Genomic DNA, 20,132 nt, shown 5'->3' with positions numbered 1-20,132 from the left:
TGCGGCGTGGTGAAATCACTGCCAGGGGTGTCGTGATACAGGAGTCCCGATGCCGGGACTGCGTGGGAAGGCGACCGCGGAGAGGGGGCACGACACCGTCGTGGGACGGGTGCGCGGGGCGCGGTCGCCCGCGGCCGGCCTACCTGCGCTCGATGGAGTGGTAGACCGCCTGAGCCAGCCAGACTACGTCGCGCGCGACGCCGAACAGCGCGGATGCGATCTTGATCATGGTGTTCCCCCGTGAGTGAGCTCGCGGCCGGATGCTCCTCTGGAACGATCCGACTCGTTCAGGCTAGAGTGTGGCACCTGATCCCGTCAAGGAATTCGAATTATTCGGCGGGCTACCTGCAAAGGTTTCAGGAAGGGGTCGATCGTGAATTCTGAAAGGTCCTGGCAACAATCCGGTGAACCCGGCGTGTGGACCTTCGGGGACCCTGCGGGAAAACCGCTGGTGCTCGTGCACGGAATCCGGGTCTCCGCTCATATGTGGCTGCCGCACGCCCGCCGGCTGGCACCGGAGTTCCGGGTCACCGCCTGCGATCTGCCCGGTCACGGTTCGCTCCGCGACCGGGCGTTCACCCTGGAGGGCGCGGTGGCCCAGGTGCGGACCGCGCTGCTCGAGGCGGCGCGGTCCGGCTCGGGCCCGGTGGTCCTCGCCGGCATGTCGCTGGGCGGCTTCGCCGCGCTCGCGACCGCCGCCGCCCACCCCGAGCTGGTCGCCGGGGTGCTGGTGAACAACTCCACCGTGCAGCCGCGCGGCACGGCCGCCCGGCTCTACCGCAACGCGGGCCGGTTCATGCGATGGGTCGGCGAGGAGCGGGCGGCCCGGGCGAACGCCGCGCTGTTCCGCCGGCTGCTGCCCCGCGAGAGCGCCGAGGCGGTACTGGCCGGCGGACTGTCCATGCGCGGTTTCTCCGAGGCCGTGGAGGAGCTGACCCGCCACGACTTCCTCGCCCTGGCCGGACGCTGCACCCCTCCCCTGCTCATCGTCAACTGCCGGGGCGACCGGCTGTTCCGCACCGACGAGCAGGCCTTCCTGCGGGCCGCGCGCTCCGCCGGGTCACCGGCGGAGCTGCGGCACGTGAAGGGCACGCACATCCAGGCGCTGGTCGACCCGGAGGCCTTCACGCGCCTGCTGCGGGCCGGCCACGCCCGGCTGACCGCCCTGGCCGGGCGGGGCTGAGGGCCCGCACCGGCCCGACCGGCCGGTGCGGGACGCTCACTTGGCGTGCAGCAGGATGTAGTCGGCCGCGTCGCGCACGGTCTTGAAGCTCTTGGCCTCCTCCTCCGGGATGCGGATGTCGAACCGCTCCTCGGCGGAGACGATGACCTCCACCATGGACAGCGAGTCCACGTCCAGCTCGTCCACGAAGGACTTGTCGGGCTGGATGTCCGCGACGGGAGTGCCGGTCACCTCGTTCACGATCTCGCTGAGGCCGGTGAGGATCTCGTTCAGGTCAATGGCCATGGGTGGTGCCTTTCTCGTGGTGGTGGACGGTGGGCCGCGGAAGTCCGGCCCGGTAGAGCGTGGTCTGTTCGCAGGTGCAGGCGGTGCCGCCGTCCTCCAGCTCGATGACGACCCGGATGACCGCCTCGGTGAAGCCCTGGGGGCGGGGTCGCACGGACAGCAGCGCGACGCGGGCCCGGACCCGGGCGCCGGCCGGCACCGGGGAGCGGAACCGCACCTTGTCGACACGGTGGTTGACCGCCGCCGACACGCCGCTGACGTCGTACACCTCGGAGGTGAGCAGCGGCAGCAGGGACAGGGTGAGGAAGCCGTGGGCGACGGTGGTGCCGAAGGGTCCGGCCGCCGCGGCGGCCGGGTCGGTGTGGATCCACTGGTGGTCGCCGGTGACCTCGGCGAAGAGGTCGATCCGGCTCTGCGGGACCTCGTGCCAGGAACTGTGGCCGAGGAGCAGGCCCTCGGGCAGGGCCGCGAACTCCTCCACGGTGTACACGCGGGCGGTCGCGGTGGTCACCGGGCCGCCTTCGCCGGGACGCGGGCCGGGCGGTCGCCGATCGCGTGCGCGCCGCCGTCGACGTGCACGATCTCGCCGGTCGTGGCGGGGAACAGGTCCGACAGCAGTGCCACGCAGGCGCGCGCCACCGGTTCGAAGTCGGCCGGGTCCCAGCCGAGCGGCGAGCGCTCCGCCCACTCGGCACCGAACGGCGCCGCGCCCTCGGCCTCGGCCGACGGGGAGATGCTGCGGGCGGCCATGGTCAGCAGCGGGCCCGCGGCGACCAGGTTGACCCGGACGCCCCGGGCGCCGAGGTGCGAGGCGAGGTAGCGCGTGCAGGACTCGAGACCGGCCTTGGCGACGCCCATCCAGTCGTAGCCGGACCAGGCGGTCGAGGCGTCGAAGTCGAGCCCCACCACCGAGCCCCCGCGGTCCATCAGCGGGAGCACGGCGGTGGTGAGCGCCTGGAGCGAGTAGGTGGAGATCCGCAGGGTGGTGGCGGCCTCGTCCCAGGAGGTGCTGAGGAAGTTGCCGTCGAGCGCGCCGGGCGGGGCGAAGGCGACCGAGTGCAGCACGCCGTCGATCCGGTCGGTGTGCTCGCCGATCCGGTCGGCCAGCGTGGCCAGGTGACCGTCGTCGGTGACGTCCAGCTCGACCACGGGGGCGGGCTCGGGCAGCCGGCGCGCGATGCGCTGGACCAGGCTGAGCCGCCCGTAGCCGGTCAGCACGACGCGCGCGCCGTGCTCCTGCGCCGCGCGGGCGGCGTGGAAGGCGATCGAGGAGTCGGTGATGACCCCGGTGACGAGCAGGGTCTTTCCGCTGAGCAGTCCCATCAGTGCCCCATTCCGATGCCGCCGTCGACCGGTACGACGGCTCCCGTGATGTAGCCCGCCTGCCGGCCGGCCAGGAACCGCACCGCGGCCGCCACCTCGTCGGGCGAGCCGAAGCGCCCGAGGGGGACCGTCGCGGCGGCCTGGTCGCGGGCCTCGCCGGGGAGGTCCGCGGTCATGTCGGTGTCGATCCAGCCGGGGGTGACGACGTTGACGGTGATGTCGCGGGGGCCCAGTTCCCGGGCCAGGGAGCGGGCGAAGCCGACCATCCCGGCCTTGGCCGCCGCGTAGTTGGTCTGACCGGGCGAGCCGGACAGGGCGGAGCTGGAGGAGATCAGCACGATGCGTCCGTGCCGGCGGCGGATCATGCCGCGCAGGGTGCGGCGGACCAGCCGCACGGCGCCCGTGAGGTTGGTGTCGAGCACGTCGAGGAAGTCCTCCTCGCCCATGCGGACCAGCAGGGCGTCGCGGGTGATGCCGGCGTTGGCCACCAGCACCTGGACCGGGCCGAGTCTCTCCTCGACCTCGGTGACCGCGTCGTCGACGCTTCCGGTCGAGGTGACGTCGCACTTGACGGCGAGGAAGTCGTCGTCGGGCGGTGGTGCGCTCCGGCAGGTGACGGCGACCGAGTCGCCGTCGGCGTGCAGTGCCCGGGCCACGGCGAGACCGATCCCCCGGTTTCCCCCGCTGACGAGGGCGGTGCGTCCGGACATGGGCGGCTGAACCTCCGAGAATCGAACGGGCGGGCCCCGCGGCAGCGCGTGGGCTCCGTCGGCGGACGACCGGTGTACTCGCGGCAAAGGGCGGAAGGGAGCCGACGCGGTCACCGGCGCGGGAACCCGTACCGGATCACCGGAAATATCTCGGGCCCCGCGGAATTGGAAGCCAGCAAAGCCGACTCCGGCGGAAAGTGTCAACCGGGATCGCTCGGATGAAGTGGCTCCGCTTTTACCGAATCCGGCACGCGTCCGCGGCGGCGACTCTGCGCCACCCGAGGAAAAGTCCAGGTCAAAGCAACGGCCAAAGGTTTACTTGACGAAGCCGACGGCGGGCACCTAGATTGAACGAGCCGGATCGTTCTGAACGCTCGGCCCGTCGCGGGGAAGCAGCAGCTGACGGGCCCGGCCGCTCGAGCCGGCCGACCAAGTGCCGGACTGCACACGTACGGGGGAGTACACATGCACGGGGCCGTTGCCTTGGCGCGCTGTCGCGCCTGAGCGCTCATCACTTCTTCTTCTCTTTCACCACCGCCGAGCCGCTGCACGCGCAGCGCCGCGGTGTTGTCCGCACACCCTGCGAGCCGGTCGCACATGCCGCCCGCTCGCCGTGCGCATATCAGCGAGGGCTTTTCATTCCGTCATGCCCTCCGCTGAATACCCGTGCCTTGCTGAATACCTGTGCCTTGCCGAAGACCTGTCGAAAGGCGAACAGTGGGCGTCATCGAAAAATGCTTCTCCTACACCCGTTCCCGGGAGGGGAAAGCAAGCGGCTATTACCCGTTCTTTGTCAGCTTCGACGGCCGGGCCGACGGGGTGGCCCGGCTCTCGGACGGCCGTGAACTCGTCATGTGCGGTTCGAACGACTATCTCGGCCTGAGCACCGACCCCCGGGTCACCGCCGCGGCGGCCGGCGCGGCCCACCGCCACGGAGCCGGCTGCACCGGGTCCCGGCTGCTCAACGGCAACCTGGAGCTGCACGAACGGCTGGAGTCCGAGCTCGCCGCCTTCTTCGGCAAACCCGCCGCCCTGCTGCTGACCACCGGCTACCAGGCCAACCTCGGTGCCATCGCGGGACTGTGCGGGCCCGGCGACACCGTGTTCGTCGACAAGGACGCCCACGCCTCCCTCATCGACGCCGTCCGCCTCAGCCGGGCCCGGCTCCAGTGGTTCGCCCACAACGACACGGCCGACCTGGCGGAGAAACTGGCCCGGCACCCCGGCCGCGGCGGCAGGCTGGTCGCCGTCGACGGCGTCTACAGCATGGAGGGAGACCTCTGCCCGCTGCCCGAACTGGTCCGCGTCTGCGAGGAGTTCGACGCCACCCTGCTGGTGGACGACGCGCACGGCGCGGGTGTCCTGGGCGGTGGACGCGGCACCTGTGAGCAGTTCGGCCTGACCGACCGGGTGCCGCTGATCACCCTGACGTTCTCCAAGTCGTTCGGCTCGATCGGCGGGGCCGTGCTCGGCGACGAGGAGGTCATCGAGTACCTCCGCCACCACGCCCGCAGCCTGCTCTTCTCCGCCAGCAGCAGCCCGGCCAACACCGCCGCGGCCCTGGCGGCCCTGGAGATCGTCCGCACCGAGCCCTGGCGCTGCGAGACGGTGCTGAAGACCGCGGAGTTCATGCGCCGCGAACTCTCCGCGCTCGGCTACCGCACCGGCAGTTCCGAGACGCCCATCGTCCCCGTCGACACCCGCGACGAACTGCACACCGTCGTCGGCTGGAAGCGGCTGATGGAGGAGGGCGTGTACGTCAACGCCGTGCTGCCGCCCGCCGCCTCGCCCCGGCTGCGCACCAGCTACACCGCCGTCCAGACCGACGAGCACCTGGAACGGACGCTCGCCGCCTTCGCGGCCGTGCGCGGCGACCTGGCCCCGGTGCTGAGCGACGCCCCGTGACCGCCGGCCCGCCCACCGCCGAGGAGACCATGCCCACCGCACTCATCACCGGAGCCACCGCCGGACTCGGCCGGTCCTTCGCCGAGGCCCTCGCCCGTGAGGGCCACCGGCTGGTCCTGGTCGCCCGCTCCGAGACCGCGCTGAAGGAGACGGCGGACGAACTGCGCGCGTCCTACGGCACGGAGAGCGAGGTGCTCGCCGCCGACCTGGCCACCGACGAGGGCTGCGCCGCGGTCTGTTCCCGGCTCGGCGCCGATCCGGCCGTCGACCTGCTCGTCAACAACGCCGGCATCGGTTATGAACGGCCCTTCCTGAACAACGGCCCCCGGGCGGAGGAGCGGCTCCTCGACCTCAACGTCCGGGCGGTGCTGCGCCTGACCGAGGCGGCACTGACCGCGATGACGGCCCGCCGCCGCGGCCAGGTGCTCAACGTGGCCAGCGTCGCCGGGATCGGCCCGTCCTGGCTGAGCTCCACCTACCCGGCGAGCAAGGCCTGGGTCATCTCGTTCACCGAGTCGCTGGCCTGGTCGCGGCAGGTGCGCGACGCCGGGATCCGGATGACCGCGCTGCTGCCCGGCTACACCCGCACCGAGTTCCACCGGCGCGCCGGCATCCCGACCACGTTCCCGCCGCCGTGGCTGTGGCTGGACGCCGACCAGGTGGTGCGCACCGCGCTGCGCGACCTGCGCAGGGGCAAGGTCGTCAGCGTTCCCAGCCTCCGCTACAAGGCCGCCACCTGGGCCCTGCGGCACCTGCCGCGGCCGCTGACCCGTCAGGGCGCCTGGGACATCAGCGCCCACCAGCACCGATGAGCGCACACCACGCAACGTTAGGGGGAAGCATGGGAAGCGAGGAGAACGCCGTGCCGGCGACCCCGGCACAGCTCAAGCTCTACACCCACGCACGGGTGTTCCCGAAGGACCCGTCGTTCAACCTCGGCGGCACCTTCCACATCACCGGCGAGGTCGACCTGCCCCGGCTGCGGTCGGTCGTCGGACGGCTGGGAGCGGGCATCCGCGCGTTCAACACCTCCTTCGAGGAGCGCGACGGAACCGTCCTCGCCGTCCACCGCCCCCCGGACGTGACGGACCCGGCGGACCTGGTGACCGTCACCGACCTGCCCGGCGAGGGGATGCGCGAGGCGCCGCGGCGCCTCGCGGCCAAGGCCGACCGGCCCATCCCGCCGCAGGCGCCCCGCCAGTACGACTTCGAGATATTCCGCGCGACGGACGGGGTGTTCGTCACGCTGCTGTTCTCCCACCTGGTCTGCGACGCCTACACGTTCTACATGTTCGTCGGCGAGCTGGAGCGCCTGTACACCGAGCCCGGCTCCGAGCTCACCCCCGCCGCGCTGGACGAGCCGGGTGCCCTCGTCACCGGTGCCGCCCCCGCCTCGTCCGCCGCCCTGGACTTCTTCCGCGCACGGCTCGCCGGCGTCACCTCCTTCTCCGACGACCGGCTGCTGGGCAGCCGCCCGGCGGGCGGCGCGCTCCGCGGCCACCAGCGCCACCTGGTCCTCACCGACGAGGAGAGCGCCCGGATCGGTGCCGCGGCGCAGGCGGTGGGCGCCAGCCCGTTCGCCTTCTTCCTCGGCGCCTACCTCGTCACCCACGCCCGGGTCACCGGGCGCCGCCGCGTCGTCACCGGGCTGCCGCTGGCCAACCGCCGGGGCATCCGGCAGCGCCGTGCGTCGGGGTACTTCGTCAACACCCTCCCCCTGGCCGTCGACCTCTCCCGCTACGAGACCTTCGGCGAGCTGTGCCGTGACATGCAGGAGGCCACCCTCGGCATGCTGCGCTACCAGAGCTTCGACGTGGCCGCCCACCTGCCCGAGGTCTGCCCGGACGCCGACCCCGGCTCGCTGGCGTTCAGCAGCGCCTTCACCTTCTACAAGCAGCCCCTGCAGATCCGCATCCCCGGCTGCACCGTCGAGTCGATCGAACTGCCGCGCCGCTACGCCAAGTACCCGCTGGTGATGAACGTCGAGGACTTCGGCGGCAGGTTCAACGTCAACGTCGAGTGCTCCGAGGAGCAGTGGGACACCGACCCGCTCGCCTGCATGCGCCAGGTCCTCGACACGGTGTCCCGCGGCGACGCCGACGTGCCGCTGCGCGACATCCCGGCGATGCCGCCCGAGGCGGAGGCGGAACTGTCGCGGCGGATCAACGCCCTGGCGGACCCGGTGGACGACGGACCGCACCCCTCCCTGACGACCTGGTTCGCCGACGTCGCGCACCGGCACGCCGGGCGGATCGCCGTACGGGACGGGCGGACCTCCCTGTCCTACGCCGAGCTGGACCTGCGGTCCGACCGGGTCGCCCACGCGCTCGGACGGGAGGTCCCCGGCGACCACGTCGGCGTCCGCATGCGGCGCGGCGCCGACCTGATCGCCGTGATCCTGGGCGTGCTGAAGGCGGGCAAGGCGTACGTGCCGATCGACCCGGCCGCGCCCGCGAGCCGCGTCGGCCGCATCCTGGAGAGCTTCCCCGGCCGCCTGCCCGTGGTGGCCGACGCGGAGCCCGGGGCCCAGGACGGCATACGGCACCTGGACGCCGCGGCCCTGCTCGCTCCGGGTGATCCGGTGCCCGGCCCCGAGCCGGTGAAGGACCCGGACACCTGCGCGTACACCATCTTCACCTCCGGCTCGACCGGCAGGCCCAAGGGCGTGCGGGTCACCCACCGCAACGTGCTGCGGCTGTTCCGCGCCGCCGAACGGCACTTCGACTTCGGCCCCGACGACGTCTGGAGCCTCTTCCACTCCTACGCCTTCGACTTCTCCGTCTGGGAGATCTTCGGCGCCCTGCTGTACGGCGGGCAGGTCGCCGTCGTCCCCGCGGACACCGCCCGCTCCCCGCAGCAGTTCCGCGACTTCCTCGCCGAGTACGGCGTGACCGTGCTCAACCAGACCCCGTCCGCGTTCGGGCAGTTGCTGAAGGTGCTGCGGCCCGCGGACCGCGCGGGACTCGACGTGCGGTACGTCGTGTTCGGCGGCGAGGCGCTGCGCTACGCGGCGCTGCGGCCCTGGTACGAGCTGATGGGCGAACGCGCCCGGCTGGTGAACATGTACGGCATCACCGAGACCACCGTGCACGTCACCCACCACGCGATCACCCCGGCCGACACCCTGCTGGAGAAGGAGTCGGTGATCGGCCGCCCGCTGGCCGACCTGACGGTCTCGGTCGTCGACGAGGACGGCCACCACTGCCCGCCCGGTGTCCCCGGCGAACTGGTCGTCGCCGGCCCCGGCGTGACCCTCGGCTACCTCAACCGCCCCGACCTGACCGCCGAGCGCTTCACGGTGCGCGACGGTGTCACCGAGTACCGCAGCGGCGACCTCGGGACGGCCCGGCCGGACGGGACGCTGGTCCACCTCGGCCGCATCGACGACCAGGTCCAGCTGCGCGGCTTCCGCATCGAACTCGGCGAGGTGGAGTCCGCCGTGCTGGCCCTCCCCGGTACGACGGAGTGCGCGGTACGGCTCGACACACGCGACGCCGAACGTCCGGAACTCGTCGCCTTCGTGGCCGGCGGCCCGGCGGCGCCCGACGACCGGGACCTGCTGCGCCGGCTGCGCGAGCGGCTGCCCGCCTACATGGTGCCGGCCCGGCTGGTGCGCCTGGCCGCGCTGCCGCTGACCGTCAACGGCAAGGTGGACGACGCCGCCCTGCCCTGGCCCTCCCCCGCGGCCGAGCCGCCCGCCCCCGTCGAGCGCCCCGGGCCCGGCGCCACCACCGCCTCCCTGGTGCTCGCCGTGTGGCGCGAGGTGCTGCCGGGGCGGACGGTCGGCGAGGACGACAACTTCTTCGACATCGGAGGCTCCTCGATGCACGTCGCGGACGTGCACGCGAGGCTCCAGGAACGACTCCCGGGAGTGTCCCTCGACATGATCGCCCTGTTCACCCACACCACGGTGCGCAGACTGGCCGCGCACATCGACAGCCTGCACGCCGGGACCGGCCCGACGGGAGCGGCCCGGTGACCGCGCCCGCGACGGGGCGCCCGGGCGAGGACGGCCGGGCCCTGCCGGTCGCCGTCGTCGGCATGGCCGGCCGGTTCCCCGGCGCCGAGTCGGTTCCGCGGTTCTGGGAGAACCTGCTGGCCGGCCGGGAGTCCGTACGGCGGTTCTCCCCGGACGAACTGCGCGCCGCCGGGGTGCCGGAGGAGGTCGCCGCCGACGCCGGCCACGTGCCGGCCGGGGCCGACCTCGCCGACGCCGACGTCTTCGACGAGCGGTTCTTCGGGATCAGCCCGCGCGAGGCGGCCCTGATGGACCCCCAGCACCGGCTGCTGCTGACCTGCGCCTGGGAGGCGCTGGAGGACGCCGGCACCCGCCCGGACTGGAGCGGGGGCCGCATCGGGGTGTTCGCCGGGACCAGTCTGAGCACCTACCTGCTCGCCCAGGTGCTCCGCTCCGCGGACCACGCCGACCAGGCGCTGAGCTACCCGGTGCTGCTCGGCAACGACAAGGACTTCCTCGCCACCCGCGTCGCCTACCGGCTGGGCCTGACCGGGCCGGCCCTCGGCGTGGCGACCGCCTGCTCCAGCTCGCTGACGGCCGTTCACCTGGCCTGCGCGGCGCTGCAGCGCGGCGACTGCGACGCCGCCCTCGTCGGAGGCGTCAGCGTCACCGTCCCGCAGACCACGGGCTACCCGTACCAGGAGGGCGGCATCCTCTCGCGGGACGGCCACTGCCGGGTCTTCGACGCCGCGTCCGACGGGACCGTCAAGGGCAACGGCGTGGGCATGGTCGTCCTCAAGCCGCTGAACCGGGCCCTGGCCGACGGCGACCGGATCTACGCGGTCGTCCGCGGCACCGCCGTCAACAACGACGGCTCCGACAAGATCGGCTTCACCGCCCCGGGCCCGGCCGGCCAGCAGGCCGTGATCGAGGCCGCCCTGAGGGTGTCGGGTGTGCCCGCGTCGGACGTCGGCTACGTCGAGGCGCACGGCACCGGCACCGCGCTCGGCGACCCGCTCGAACTGCGGGCGCTGGCCGCGGCGCACCGGGCCGCGGGCGGTCCCGCACCGGACTGCGCGGTCGGGAGCCTGAAGGCCAACGTGGGCCACCTGGACGCCGCCGCGGGCGTCGCCGGACTGATCAAGGCGGCGCTGGTGCTGCACCACCAGACCGTCCCCCCGCAGATCAACTACACCGCGCCCAACCCGCACATCGGCCTGGACACCCTGCCCTACACGGTGCCCACGGTCGCCGACGGGCCGCGCCGCACGGCCCTGCGCGCCGCGGCGGTCAGCTCCTTCGGGCTGGGCGGCACCAACGCGCACTGCGTGCTGGAGGCCGCCCCGCCGGCCGGGCACGACCGGCCCGCCGCCCCGGGGACACGCCACCCGATGGTGCTGTCCGCCAAGGACGACCACGGGCTGCGGGAGGTCGCCCGGCGGCTGCGGGACCACCTCGCGGGCGCCGCGCCCCGCCCGGCGCCGCGGGACCTGGCGTACACGCTGCTCGCCGGGCGGCAGCCGATGCCCGTGCGGCACGCCTTCACCGCCGCCGGCACCGACGACGTGCTCGCCGGACTGGAGGCGTTCCTGGACGGGCGGGCCGACGGACCGGCCGCCGGTGCCGGCACCGCCGGCGCGGCCGTGCGGGCCTGGCTCTCCGGCCGCGACCTGCCGCCCGACGAGTGGGACCGGGACTGGGGGTTCGACGCGGCGCGCAAGGTGGCGCTGCCCTCCTATCCCTTCCGCCGCAACCGGCACTGGATCGACGCGGACGCCGCGCCCGCGCCCACGGCCGCCCCGGCCGCGGACGGACCGGTCACCGAGGGCGTGACCCGCGAGCGGTTCACCGCCCTGCTGGAGAAGCACCTCGGTGTCACCGGCATCGCCCCCGAGGACGACTACCTCGACCTCGGCGGGGACTCGATGCTCGCCGTCGAGGTCGCCACGGCCCTGCGTGACGACTTCGGCATCGCCGTCGACCTGGACGTCTTCGGCCGGCTGCGCACCGTCGGCGAGCTCGCCGACCACGTGGTCTCCCTCACCGGCTCCGGCGGCACGGGGACGGACACCGGGCGGGTGGTGACGGTCCGGCCGGGCGAGGGCCGCACCCTGTTCCTCGTCCACCCGGCCGGCGGGACCAACTTCGTCTACTTCCGCCTGGCCGTCCACTCCCGCTCGACGGTGCCGCTCGCCGCGGTCGCCCACCCCACGCGGGAGGAGGAACGCCCGGCCACGCTGCGCGAGCTGGCGGCGCTCTACGTGCGCCAGATCCGGCGCGAGCAGCCGCACGGCCCGTACATGCTGGGCGGTTACTCCTTCGGCGGCAACGTCCTGTTCGAGATGGCGCTGCAACTGCGGGCGGCGGGCGAGGACGTGGAGACGCTGCTGATGCTGGACACGCACCCGCCGGAGGCGTACGTCGGCGGGCACATCGGCGACGACGAGTTCGAGCGGGCCGTGCCGCTGCTGCTGGGCTCCGCCGCGGCCGACGAGGAGCAGGCGGAACTGCTGCGCCGCGAGGGCTTCGTCGCCGCCTGGCGGCACAACCACGACCTGCTCAAGGGCTACTACCCGGACCGGCGGTTCGACGGCGGCATCGTGCTGGTGGCGGCCGAGGAGGACGAGGACGGTTCCCTGCTGGACACCATGCGCATCCGGCGCCTGGACAAGGCGTCCTCGTGGGCGGAGCACGCCGACGGGCCGGTCGAGGTCCTCAAGACGCCCGGCGACCACTTCACCATGTTCGAGGAGGGGGCCCGGCTGAAGGCCCTCGCCGCCACCTTCGACCAGGCACTCGAACGGCTCGGCGGCGGGAGCGGACAGTGACACGGGGATTCACGGGACACTCCTACGGCACGTACGCCGGCGGCCGGGAACGGCACGGCGACACGTGGGTCTACACGGTGCGCGCCTCGGCGATGCTGCGGGACACCATGGGCTCGGTCCGGCTCAAACGCGGGCTGGAGCGCGGCCGGCTGCCGCTGGAGGCCGCCACCGCGGACGTGGTCGGACGGGTCGCGGTCGCCGACGCCCAGGACATGGAGGAGGCGCTGCACGGCGCCGCCGAGGCGGCGGCCCGGTGGGCGGCGATCCCGGCGGAGCGGCGGATGCGGGTGGTGGCGGAGTTCCACGACCTGGTGCGCGAGAAGGCCGACGACATCATCGAGACGATGGTCGCCGAGGGGCATCCGCGGCTGCTGGCCCGCTGGGAGGTGGCCGGCATGCTCGCCAACACCGGCCCCCTCACGCGGAACTGGATCGCCGGCCAGCTGGAGCACCGGCAGACCCTGGGCGACCGGGAGCTGCGGCTGCGCCGGGTGCCCGACGGGGTGGTGTGCCTCAACCCGCCGCAGAACGCCACGGTCGCCAACGCCCTCCTCGGCGTCTGGGTCCTCGCGGGCGGCAACGCGCTGGTCGTGCGGGCCCCGCGCAGCGCCCCGCTCGGCGTGCTGCACGCCCTGCACGAACTGGTGGTGCCCGCGCTGGAGCGGGCCGGGGCGCCGGCGGGCCTGCTCGCCGCGCTGTGCGTGCCGGCCGCTCCCGCCCTGCAACAGTGGCTGGACAGCCCGCTGGTCGACGACATCATGTACTTCGGCGGCAGCGAGCAGGGCATCGCCTTCGGGGCCGCGTGCGTGGCCCGGGGCAAGAAGCCGATCCTGGAACTCGCCGGCAACGACACCGTCGTGGTGTGGCGCGACGCCGACCTGGACCGGGCCGCGGACGCGCTGGCGGAGGCCTTCTACGGCTCCGGGCAGATCTGCATGGTCCCCAACTGCGCGGTGGTGCACCCCGCGGTGGCCGACGCGCTCCTGGAGCGGCTGGAGCGGCGGGCGAGGGCGATCCGGCCCGGCTTCCCCGAGGAGGCCGGGGCGCTGCTCTCCCCCGTGCTGCGCACCGACCGTTTCTCCGAGGTGCTGGGCCAGGCCACGGCGGCCGGGGCGCGGCTGGTGTGCGGCGGCGGACGGCTGGACGTGCACGGCCGGCCCGACGAGGTGGCCGGGGTGTTCGTGGAGCCCACGGTGGTCCGGGTGGACGGCCTCAAGGGCGCCCGTGACCTGGACGTCGTACGGCACGAGACGTTCTTCCCGCTGCTGCCGGTGGTGGTCCCGGAGAACCTGCCCGACGCCGAACTGCTGCCCGCCGTCACGGCGTTCGTCGACGCCAACGAGTACGGCCTGCGCCACTCGCTGTGGGCGGACGACCCGGCGGTGATCGACGCCTACCTCGCCGGGGTGCGCGGCGGCGGGCTGGTGAAGGTGAACGACTCCCACATCGGCTTCCTGCCGCTGCTGCCGACGCACGGCGGCACCGGCCTGACCGGCGGCCCGGGCGGCGAGGCCAACTTCCCCGCACTGCGCACCACCCACCTCCAGGGCGTGAGCGTCGGGCACGGCGTCCGGCCCCGGGAGGCGGTGTTCGGCGAGGAACGGACCGGGCCGGCACGGACCGGCGACGAGAACGAGAGGAACCACTGATGCGTTGCATGGACCACGCCCGCGAGGCATGCGAGGCGCGTCTGCCCGGGCTGGCCGAGGAACTGGCGGACGTCCCGCACGCCGTCCTGGAGGCGCCCGGCGGGCCCGGTCTTGACGCCTTCCGGCGGGCCGGGGGGCCCGGACTGCTCATCCCCGCCGCCTACGGCGGGGCCGGGGTGAGCGCCGTGGAGGCGGTGCGGATCACCCGCGCCCTCGGGGCGCTGTCCCCCTCGCTCGGGGTGGCCTCGGCCATGCACAACTTCTCGGTGGCGGGCCTGGTCGCGCTCGTCGGCTCGGCCGACGCCTCGGGTCTGGAGTGGATGCTGATCGAGGGCATCGCCCGGGACCGGCTCCTGGTGGCCTCGGGCTTCGCCGAGGGGCGGGCCGGCGCCGGCATCCTGGAGTCCGCGGTGACCGCCCGGCCGGCCGAGGGCGGCTATGTGATCGACGGCAGCAAGAAGCCGTGCAGCCTGTCCCGGTCGATGGACCTGCTCACCGCGAGCGTCGCGCTCACCGAGGAGGACGGCGGTACCCGGCTGGGCGTCGCCCTGATCCCGGCCAAGTCCGCCGGTATCAGCCGCCGGCCCTTCTGGGGCACGCCCGTCCTCGCGGGGGCCGAGAGCGACGAGCTGGTGCTGGAGAACGTGCACGTGGCCGACGAGCTGATGCTGCGTCCGCAGGTCGAGCTGGGCGCCGGCCTGGACACCCTGCAGACGGTGGGCTTCGTCTGGTTCGAGCTGCTGGTGACCGCCGCGTACACCGGCGCCGTGGCCCGGCTCGCGCAGAGTGCCGTCCGGGCCGGCCGCGGGAGCGCCGGGGACCGGGCCGCGCTGGTCGTCAAGGCGGAGGCCGCCGCCGCGCTCACCGAGAACGTGGCACGCACGGTCGACACCGGCACGGTCGGCAACGACGAGCTGGGGGCCGCGCTGACCGCCCGCTACGCCGTCCAGGACCTGCTCGTCGACCTGGCCGACCGGGCCGCCGAACTGCTCGGCGGGCTGGCGTTCGTCACCTCGCCCGAGGTGGGGCAGCTGCTGGCGGTCAGCCGGGCGCTGGCCTTCCACCCGCCGTCCCGGCTGGGTGTCGCGCAGGCGCTGCTGGACCATCACGACGGCGCACCGCTGCTGGTCCGGTGACGGCGATGACCACCGCCACCACCACGGCCGGTCCGGGCGGGGCCGGCCCGGCCGGCGACCACGGTGACGTCCCGGCCCGCTACCGTGCCCACCTGAGCCGCGGCCGGGCCAAGCTGGGCGAGCTGTTCGGCGGCGACGTCGAGGTCTCGTCCGCGGGCTGCCGGGTGCGCACCGCGCGGGGCCGCGACTACCTCAACTGCGGCGGCTACGGCGTCTTCCTGACCGGGGCCTGCCATCCGCGGGTGGTGGCCGCCGTGGAGCGGCAGATCCGCACCCTGCCCCTGTCGACGCGGCTGCTGCTGGAGCCCCGGGCGGCCGACGCGGCCACCGCGCTGGCCCGGGTCGCCCCGCCGGGCCTGGAGCGGGTGCACTTCACCGGCTCCGGCGCCGAGGCCGTGGAGACCGCGCTGAAGCTGGCCCGGAGCCAGGGGCACCGGCGGATCGTCGCGACCGAGGGCGGCTACCACGGCAAGACCCTCGGCGCGCTCTCCGCGACCGGCAGGGCGCTCTACCAGGACCCGTTCCGCCCGCTGCTGCCGGACACGGTCCACGTCCCGTACGGGGACGCGGCGGCGCTGGCCGGAGCGCTCGGCGAGGACGGCTCCGACGCGGTGGTCCTGGTCGAGCCCGTCCAGGGCGAGGCCGGGGTGATCATCCCGCCGGACGGCTACCTGCGCCGGGTGGCGGAGGTGTGCCGGCGCACGGGGGCGTTCCTCGTGCTGGACGAGGTGATGACCGGACTGGGCCGGCTCGGCCACTGGTGGGGCGCCGACCGCGAGGGCGTCGTCCCGGACGTCCTGCTCGCGGGCAAGAGCCTGAGCGGCGGTGTGGTCCCGGTGGCCGCCGCGATCGCCACCCCCCGGGCGTTCCGTGCCTTCGACCGGGACCCCTTCCTGCACACCTCCACCTTCTCGGCGGCCCCGGTGGCGATGGCCGCCGCGCGGGCGGCGGTCGCGGTGATCGACGAGGAGGGCCTGGTGGAGCGCAGCCGGGCCCTGGGCGACACGCTCCTGCCGCTGCTGCGCGGCTCCCTGCTCGCACACTGCCCGCACCTGGTCAGGGAGGTCCGCGGGATGGGCCTGCTGCTGGGGGTGGAGTTCCGGGACGGCGGTCTGGCGGGCGAGTTCCTGCTGGAGCTGCTGGACCTCGGAGTCATCGCGAACCATTCGCTGAACGCCCACGCCGTCGTGCGCCTCACCCCGCCCGCCGTCCTGAGCGACGAGGAGACCGGGGAGCTGGCGGCGGCCGTCGAGGCGGCGGCCCGCGCGCTCGGTGAGCGCTTCGGACCACAGGACGGTACGAGCCCGACAAGGAGCGACTGACATGCGGTCGGTGGAAGTGGAGTACCGGTCGGGGACGGCCGGCCCGGGCGAGGCGTACGACCGGATCCGGGACTTCGCCCGCTATCCGGAACTCGTGGACGCCGTCCGCGAGGTGACCGTGCGGCCCGGCCCGCCCGGCGGCCCGGTGGAGAGCGACTGGGAGGTGGACTTCCGCAACGGGGTCCTCGCCTGGTCCGAGGAGGACGTCTTCGACGACGGGCGGCTGACGATCGCCTTCACCCAGACGGACGGGGACTTCGAGGAGTTCCACGGCCGCTGGGAGGTCCGCGCGCACGGCACGGGCTGCCTGGTCCGTTTCACGGCCGAGTTCGACTTCGGGCTGCCGAGCCTGGCCGGGATCATCGACCCGGTCGCCGAACGCGTGCTGTGCGAGAACATCCGGCTGATCCTGGACGCTCTGCTGGGGCCCGCCCCCGGCGAGGCGGCCGGCGGCCGGGTGGGCCGGGCCGCCTGATGGACGCCGCCAACCGTTTCGAGTCGCCGGTCACCTACCGGCTGCTGCGCGCCGAGTACTGTGCCGGACTGGCCGTCGCCGCCGTGCTGTTCCTCACCCACCTCGACGAGGTGCGCTGGCCGGTGGCGCTGGCGATGTTCGCGTACATCGACCTGATCGGCTACCTGCCGGGGGCGATCGCCCACCGCCGGGCGCGCGGCGGGCCGGTGCCCCGGGTGTACTACGTGCTGTACAACACGATGCACAGCTGGCTGACCGCGGGCGCCGTGGTGGCGCTGTGGGCGTGGCTGGTGCGGCCCGAGTGGGCGCTGCTCGCGGTGCCCCTCCACCTGTGCGGCGACCGGGGACTGCTGGGCAACTTCCTCAAGCCGTTCTCCGTGCCCTTCGAACCGGCGCCGCACCCGGCGTTCACCGCCTTCGCGGCCGAGGTCGCCTCCGGCACCGGGAGCAGCCGTTGAGCGCCCCGCCGCCGGCCGGCACCGTAGCGGGGCTGCTGCGCGCCTACGCGGACCACCCCAGCGCCTTCCTGGCGGTCAACTCCGGCACCGCCCACCACCAAGGGCGTGCGGTGCCCGGACTGATCGCCCACCGGACGGGCCGCCGGCAGGTTGTGCAGTTCGCCGGGCCGTTCGCCGCCGCACCCGACCGGGCCGCCCTGCTCGACGAGTTCCTCGCCGCGCTGGCGGACCGGCCGCGCCGGCCCCGGCTGACCGCCGTCCAGCTGCGCCGCGAGGACATCGCGCTGTACGCCGCCCGCGGCTTCGCCGTCAACCAGATCGGCAGCTCCTACGGCATCGACCTGAGCCGGTTCCGGCTCGCGGGCAAGGCCCTCGCCAAGGTCCGGCAGAACGTCTCCCGGGCACGGCGGGAGGGCGTGGAGGTCACCGAGGTGCTCCCCGGCGACCTGGACGGCGGTGCCGAACTGGACGCCATCGACGCCGAGTGGCTGCGGGCCAAGGGCCGGCACGTCAAGGAGCTGACGTTCCTGGTGGGCGAGCGCGGCGGGCCCGGTGCCGGGCTGCGGCGCACCTTCCTCGCCCGGCACGGCGGCCGTACGGTCGCGTACATCACCTACTCGCCCGTCTGGGGCAGCCGGCCGGGGCTGCTGTACGACCTGACCCGCAGGTCGCGCACGGCCCCCGTCGGCACCATCGAGCTGATCAACCTGACCGCGCTGCAACGCTTCCAGGAGGAGGGCGCGGGCTGGCTGCACCTGGGGCTGACCCCGTTCGCCGGCCTGGACCCGGCGCACGAACCGGCCTGCTCCTCCCCGACGCTGACCCGGATCGTCGCCCTGCTCGGCGAGCACGGCCGCCTCGTGTACCCGGCCCGCAGCCAGGAAGCCTTCAAGCGCAAGTGGGCGCCGCACACGGTGGAGCCGGAGTACGCCGCCTTCCAGGGCGGGGTGCGGCTGCCGGCCGTGTGGCACCTGCTGCGCACCACGGGCGCGCTCTGACCGCCGGGCCGCCGCGGCCCTCCGCGGGCCCTCGTACGCACCTCACGAACGGAGACGACCATGACCGTGAACCCGATCCCCGCGGAAGCCGACTGGGACAGCGCCCCGAGCGTCCTGGAGGGGGCCCGCACGCTGGAGCTGACGCCCGGCCGGTGCAATCTGCCGTACTGGCTGGAGCACGTGGCCGGCGGCATGCTGCGCCGGCTCTCCGACGGCACCGTGCCCGACCCGGACCCGACGGAGGCGGTCACCACCCCGGGACCGCTGCGGGACGCGCTGCTCGACGAGTTCTGCTTCCGGCACCTGGCGGAGGAGAAGGCCACCCGCGCCCTGTCGTTCCTGGTGTTCCACGCCCCCGACGGGGACTGCCTGGAGTTCTTCTCCACCCAGCTCCTCGACGAGGCGCGGCACGCCCGCGCGTTCCGTGACCATCTGCTGCGCGTGGGCGTCGCCGGGCGGGACCTCGCCGCCACGGTGGAGAAAACGGCCGGGGCGTCGTCGGCCGCCGTGCTGGAGCCGCTGGAGGAGTTCGGGCTGCGGGTGCTGCGCGACAGCGGTGACTTCTACGGCGGTGTGCTGGTGCTGACGGTCCTGGTGGAGGGCGTCCTCGCGCCCGCCGCGGAACTCAGCGAGCGCAAGTGGCGGCCGCTGGACCCGGCCGCGGCGCTCGTCGAACGCGGCGCCAACATGGACGAGATCCGGCATCTGGCGGTCGGCAGCTCGATCGTGCGGCAGTACCTGACGGACCGCCCGCGAGAGCGCGGCCGGCTGCTGGAGATCATGCGGGAGGGGCGCCGGCTGTGGGAAGGGCTGCCCATGGCGGAGGTGCTGTTCCGCCGGGAGTCCCTGTTCCAGGAGGGCCTCGCCGAGTACGGTCGGCTGGTCGGCGACTACGAGATCTGGCCCGGCCGGCGACTGATCGACACGGGGATCGAGGAGCGCATGGAAGCGGCACAGCGATGGTCGCAGGAGACCCAGGACGCGCGTCTGGCGTACATGCACCTGGGCGAGGCGGGGCGGTGACGGCGCAGCCCGGCCTGCTCGAGGTGCCGGTGCCCGGCGGGGTGCGGCTGGTGGGGCGCGTGAGCGAACCGGCGGGCGACGCGCCGCTGGCGGTGGTCCTGCTGTGGCCCGCGCTGGGCGTCACGGCCTCGTACTACGACCCGTTCTGCGCCGAGCTGGCCGGGCGGGGCGTCGCCGTCGTCGCCGCGGACCTGCGCGGCCAGGGCGCGAGCCTGCCGCGGGCGGGCCGGGCGTCCCGGGACGGCTACCAGGACCTGGCCGCGGTGGACTGGCCGGCGATGGTGGCCGCCGTCCGCGCCCGCTTCCCCGGCCTGCCGCTGTACCTGCTGGGGCACAGCATCGGCGGGCAGGCGTCCGTGCTGTACGCGGCGCGCGAGCCCAAGGGCGTGGACGGGCTGGTGTTCGTGGCGGCGGGCGCGGTGGACCACCGGGGCTTCCCCGGTCTGCGGGGGCTGCGGATCCTGCTCAGCACCCAGCTCGTCGCGCTGATCGGCACGGTGTGGGGCTACTTCCCGGGGCACCGGCTGGGTTTCGGCGGCCGCCAGCCCGCCCGCCGGATGCGTGACTGGGCCCGGATGTGCCGCACCGGGCTGCTGCGTCCCTCGGGCGCCGACGTCGACTACGAGGCGCTGCTGCCGGAGGTCCGGCTGCCGGTGCTGGCGGTCTCGGTGGCGGGCGACGACCTGGCTCCGCCCACGGCGGTGGACCGGTTGTGCGCCAAGCTGCCGGCGGCCGGGATCGAACGCCGGCATCACGCGCCCGCCGGGCAGCGGGCGCCGGGGCACACGCGGTGGGCCCGCTCCGGCGCGGAGATCGCGCAGGAGATCCGGGACTGGGCGGCCGCCCGGCACGGCTCCGCGGCCGGCTGACGCCGTCGCG

General features: G+C 74.1%; 17 protein-coding genes. 13 read left to right on the top strand and 4 right to left on the bottom strand.

Translation table 11 applies throughout. The features are described from left to right. Positions 1-451: 451 nt before the first annotated feature. Positions 452-1,183, top strand: a complete 732-nt coding sequence (locus tag IE172_RS14410; RefSeq protein ID WP_229886046.1) for an alpha/beta fold hydrolase — start codon at positions 452-454, stop codon at positions 1,181-1,183. 36 nt (positions 1,184-1,219) lie between these two features. On the opposite strand, the gene IE172_RS14405 is transcribed toward IE172_RS14410, so the two are convergent. The 4 genes from IE172_RS14405 to fabG are packed head-to-tail and all read right to left on the bottom strand — an operon-like array spanning position 1,220 to position 3,501. After that, complete coding sequence (locus tag IE172_RS14405) at positions 1,220-1,468, bottom strand: acyl carrier protein (protein WP_190097601.1); 249 nt, start codon at positions 1,466-1,468, stop codon at positions 1,220-1,222. After that, a complete protein-coding gene (locus tag IE172_RS35245; RefSeq protein ID WP_403380109.1) occupies positions 1,458-1,979 on the bottom strand; it encodes a MaoC family dehydratase in 522 nt (173 codons plus the stop codon). The genes IE172_RS14405 and IE172_RS35245 overlap by 11 nt, the downstream gene beginning before the upstream one ends. After that, positions 1,976-2,794, bottom strand: coding sequence for an enoyl-ACP reductase FabI (gene fabI / locus IE172_RS14395; protein ID WP_190097628.1), 819 nt, complete (start codon positions 2,792-2,794; stop codon positions 1,976-1,978). Before fabI ends, IE172_RS35245 begins: the two co-directional genes overlap by 4 nt. After that, a complete protein-coding gene (fabG, locus tag IE172_RS14390; protein WP_190097600.1) occupies positions 2,791-3,501 on the bottom strand; it encodes a 3-oxoacyl-ACP reductase FabG in 711 nt (236 codons plus the stop codon). The genes fabI and fabG overlap by 4 nt, the downstream gene beginning before the upstream one ends. A gap of 717 nt (positions 3,502-4,218) precedes the next feature. Here fabG and IE172_RS14385 point away from each other — a divergent pair. From IE172_RS14385 to IE172_RS14330, 12 genes are read left to right on the top strand one after another with little or no spacing between them, the layout of a single operon-like run. Continuing rightward, positions 4,219-5,406, top strand: a complete 1,188-nt coding sequence (locus IE172_RS14385) for an aminotransferase class I/II-fold pyridoxal phosphate-dependent enzyme (RefSeq protein ID WP_229886044.1) — start codon at positions 4,219-4,221, stop codon at positions 5,404-5,406. A 29-nt stretch (positions 5,407-5,435) separates the two neighbouring features. Next, entirely contained in the window at positions 5,436-6,218 is a 783-nt protein-coding gene (locus IE172_RS14380) for an SDR family NAD(P)-dependent oxidoreductase (RefSeq protein WP_190097599.1), read from the top strand. 29 nt (positions 6,219-6,247) lie between these two features. Then, on the top strand, positions 6,248-9,385 hold the full coding sequence (locus IE172_RS14375; RefSeq protein WP_190097598.1) for a non-ribosomal peptide synthetase: 3,138 nt from the start codon (positions 6,248-6,250) through the stop codon (positions 9,383-9,385). Then, positions 9,382-12,192 carry a beta-ketoacyl synthase N-terminal-like domain-containing protein gene (locus IE172_RS14370; protein ID WP_190097597.1) on the top strand — a complete coding sequence of 937 codons (2,811 nt, stop codon included), beginning with the start codon at positions 9,382-9,384 and terminating at the stop codon, positions 12,190-12,192. The genes IE172_RS14375 and IE172_RS14370 overlap by 4 nt, the downstream gene beginning before the upstream one ends. Beyond that, a complete protein-coding gene (locus tag IE172_RS14365) occupies positions 12,189-13,841 on the top strand; it encodes an aldehyde dehydrogenase family protein (protein ID WP_306432789.1) in 1,653 nt (550 codons plus the stop codon). The genes IE172_RS14370 and IE172_RS14365 overlap by 4 nt, the downstream gene beginning before the upstream one ends. Next, positions 13,841-14,977, top strand: coding sequence for an acyl-CoA dehydrogenase family protein (locus IE172_RS14360; RefSeq protein ID WP_190097596.1), 1,137 nt, complete (start codon positions 13,841-13,843; stop codon positions 14,975-14,977). The genes IE172_RS14365 and IE172_RS14360 overlap by 1 nt, the downstream gene beginning before the upstream one ends. Positions 14,978-14,982: 5 nt before the next feature. Continuing rightward, positions 14,983-16,299, top strand: a complete 1,317-nt coding sequence (locus tag IE172_RS14355; protein WP_190097595.1) for an aspartate aminotransferase family protein — start codon at positions 14,983-14,985, stop codon at positions 16,297-16,299. Position 16,300: 1 nt separating this feature from the next. Further along, positions 16,301-16,774, top strand: a complete 474-nt coding sequence (locus IE172_RS14350; protein ID WP_190097594.1) for a type II toxin-antitoxin system RatA family toxin — start codon at positions 16,301-16,303, stop codon at positions 16,772-16,774. Further along, positions 16,774-17,232 (top strand): hypothetical protein, encoded by a 459-nt coding sequence (locus IE172_RS14345; protein ID WP_190097593.1) that lies wholly within the window; start codon positions 16,774-16,776, stop codon positions 17,230-17,232. The genes IE172_RS14350 and IE172_RS14345 overlap by 1 nt, the downstream gene beginning before the upstream one ends. Then, positions 17,229-18,230 (top strand): DUF2156 domain-containing protein, encoded by a 1,002-nt coding sequence (locus IE172_RS14340; RefSeq protein ID WP_190097592.1) that lies wholly within the window; start codon positions 17,229-17,231, stop codon positions 18,228-18,230. The genes IE172_RS14345 and IE172_RS14340 overlap by 4 nt, the downstream gene beginning before the upstream one ends. 60 nt (positions 18,231-18,290) lie before the next feature. Continuing rightward, positions 18,291-19,253, top strand: coding sequence for a VlmB-like protein (locus IE172_RS14335; RefSeq protein ID WP_190097591.1), 963 nt, complete (start codon positions 18,291-18,293; stop codon positions 19,251-19,253). Then, positions 19,250-20,122: an alpha/beta hydrolase family protein gene (locus IE172_RS14330; protein ID WP_190097590.1), complete on the top strand. Its 873-nt coding sequence runs from the start codon at positions 19,250-19,252 to the stop codon at positions 20,120-20,122. The genes IE172_RS14335 and IE172_RS14330 overlap by 4 nt, the downstream gene beginning before the upstream one ends. Positions 20,123-20,132: the final 10 nt, after the last annotated feature.

This window comes from Streptomyces griseoflavus (genome assembly GCF_014649995.1).
Lineage (GTDB): Bacteria > Actinomycetota > Actinomycetes > Streptomycetales > Streptomycetaceae > Streptomyces > Streptomyces griseoflavus.
This window is presented reverse-complemented; position numbering and strand designations above follow the sequence as displayed.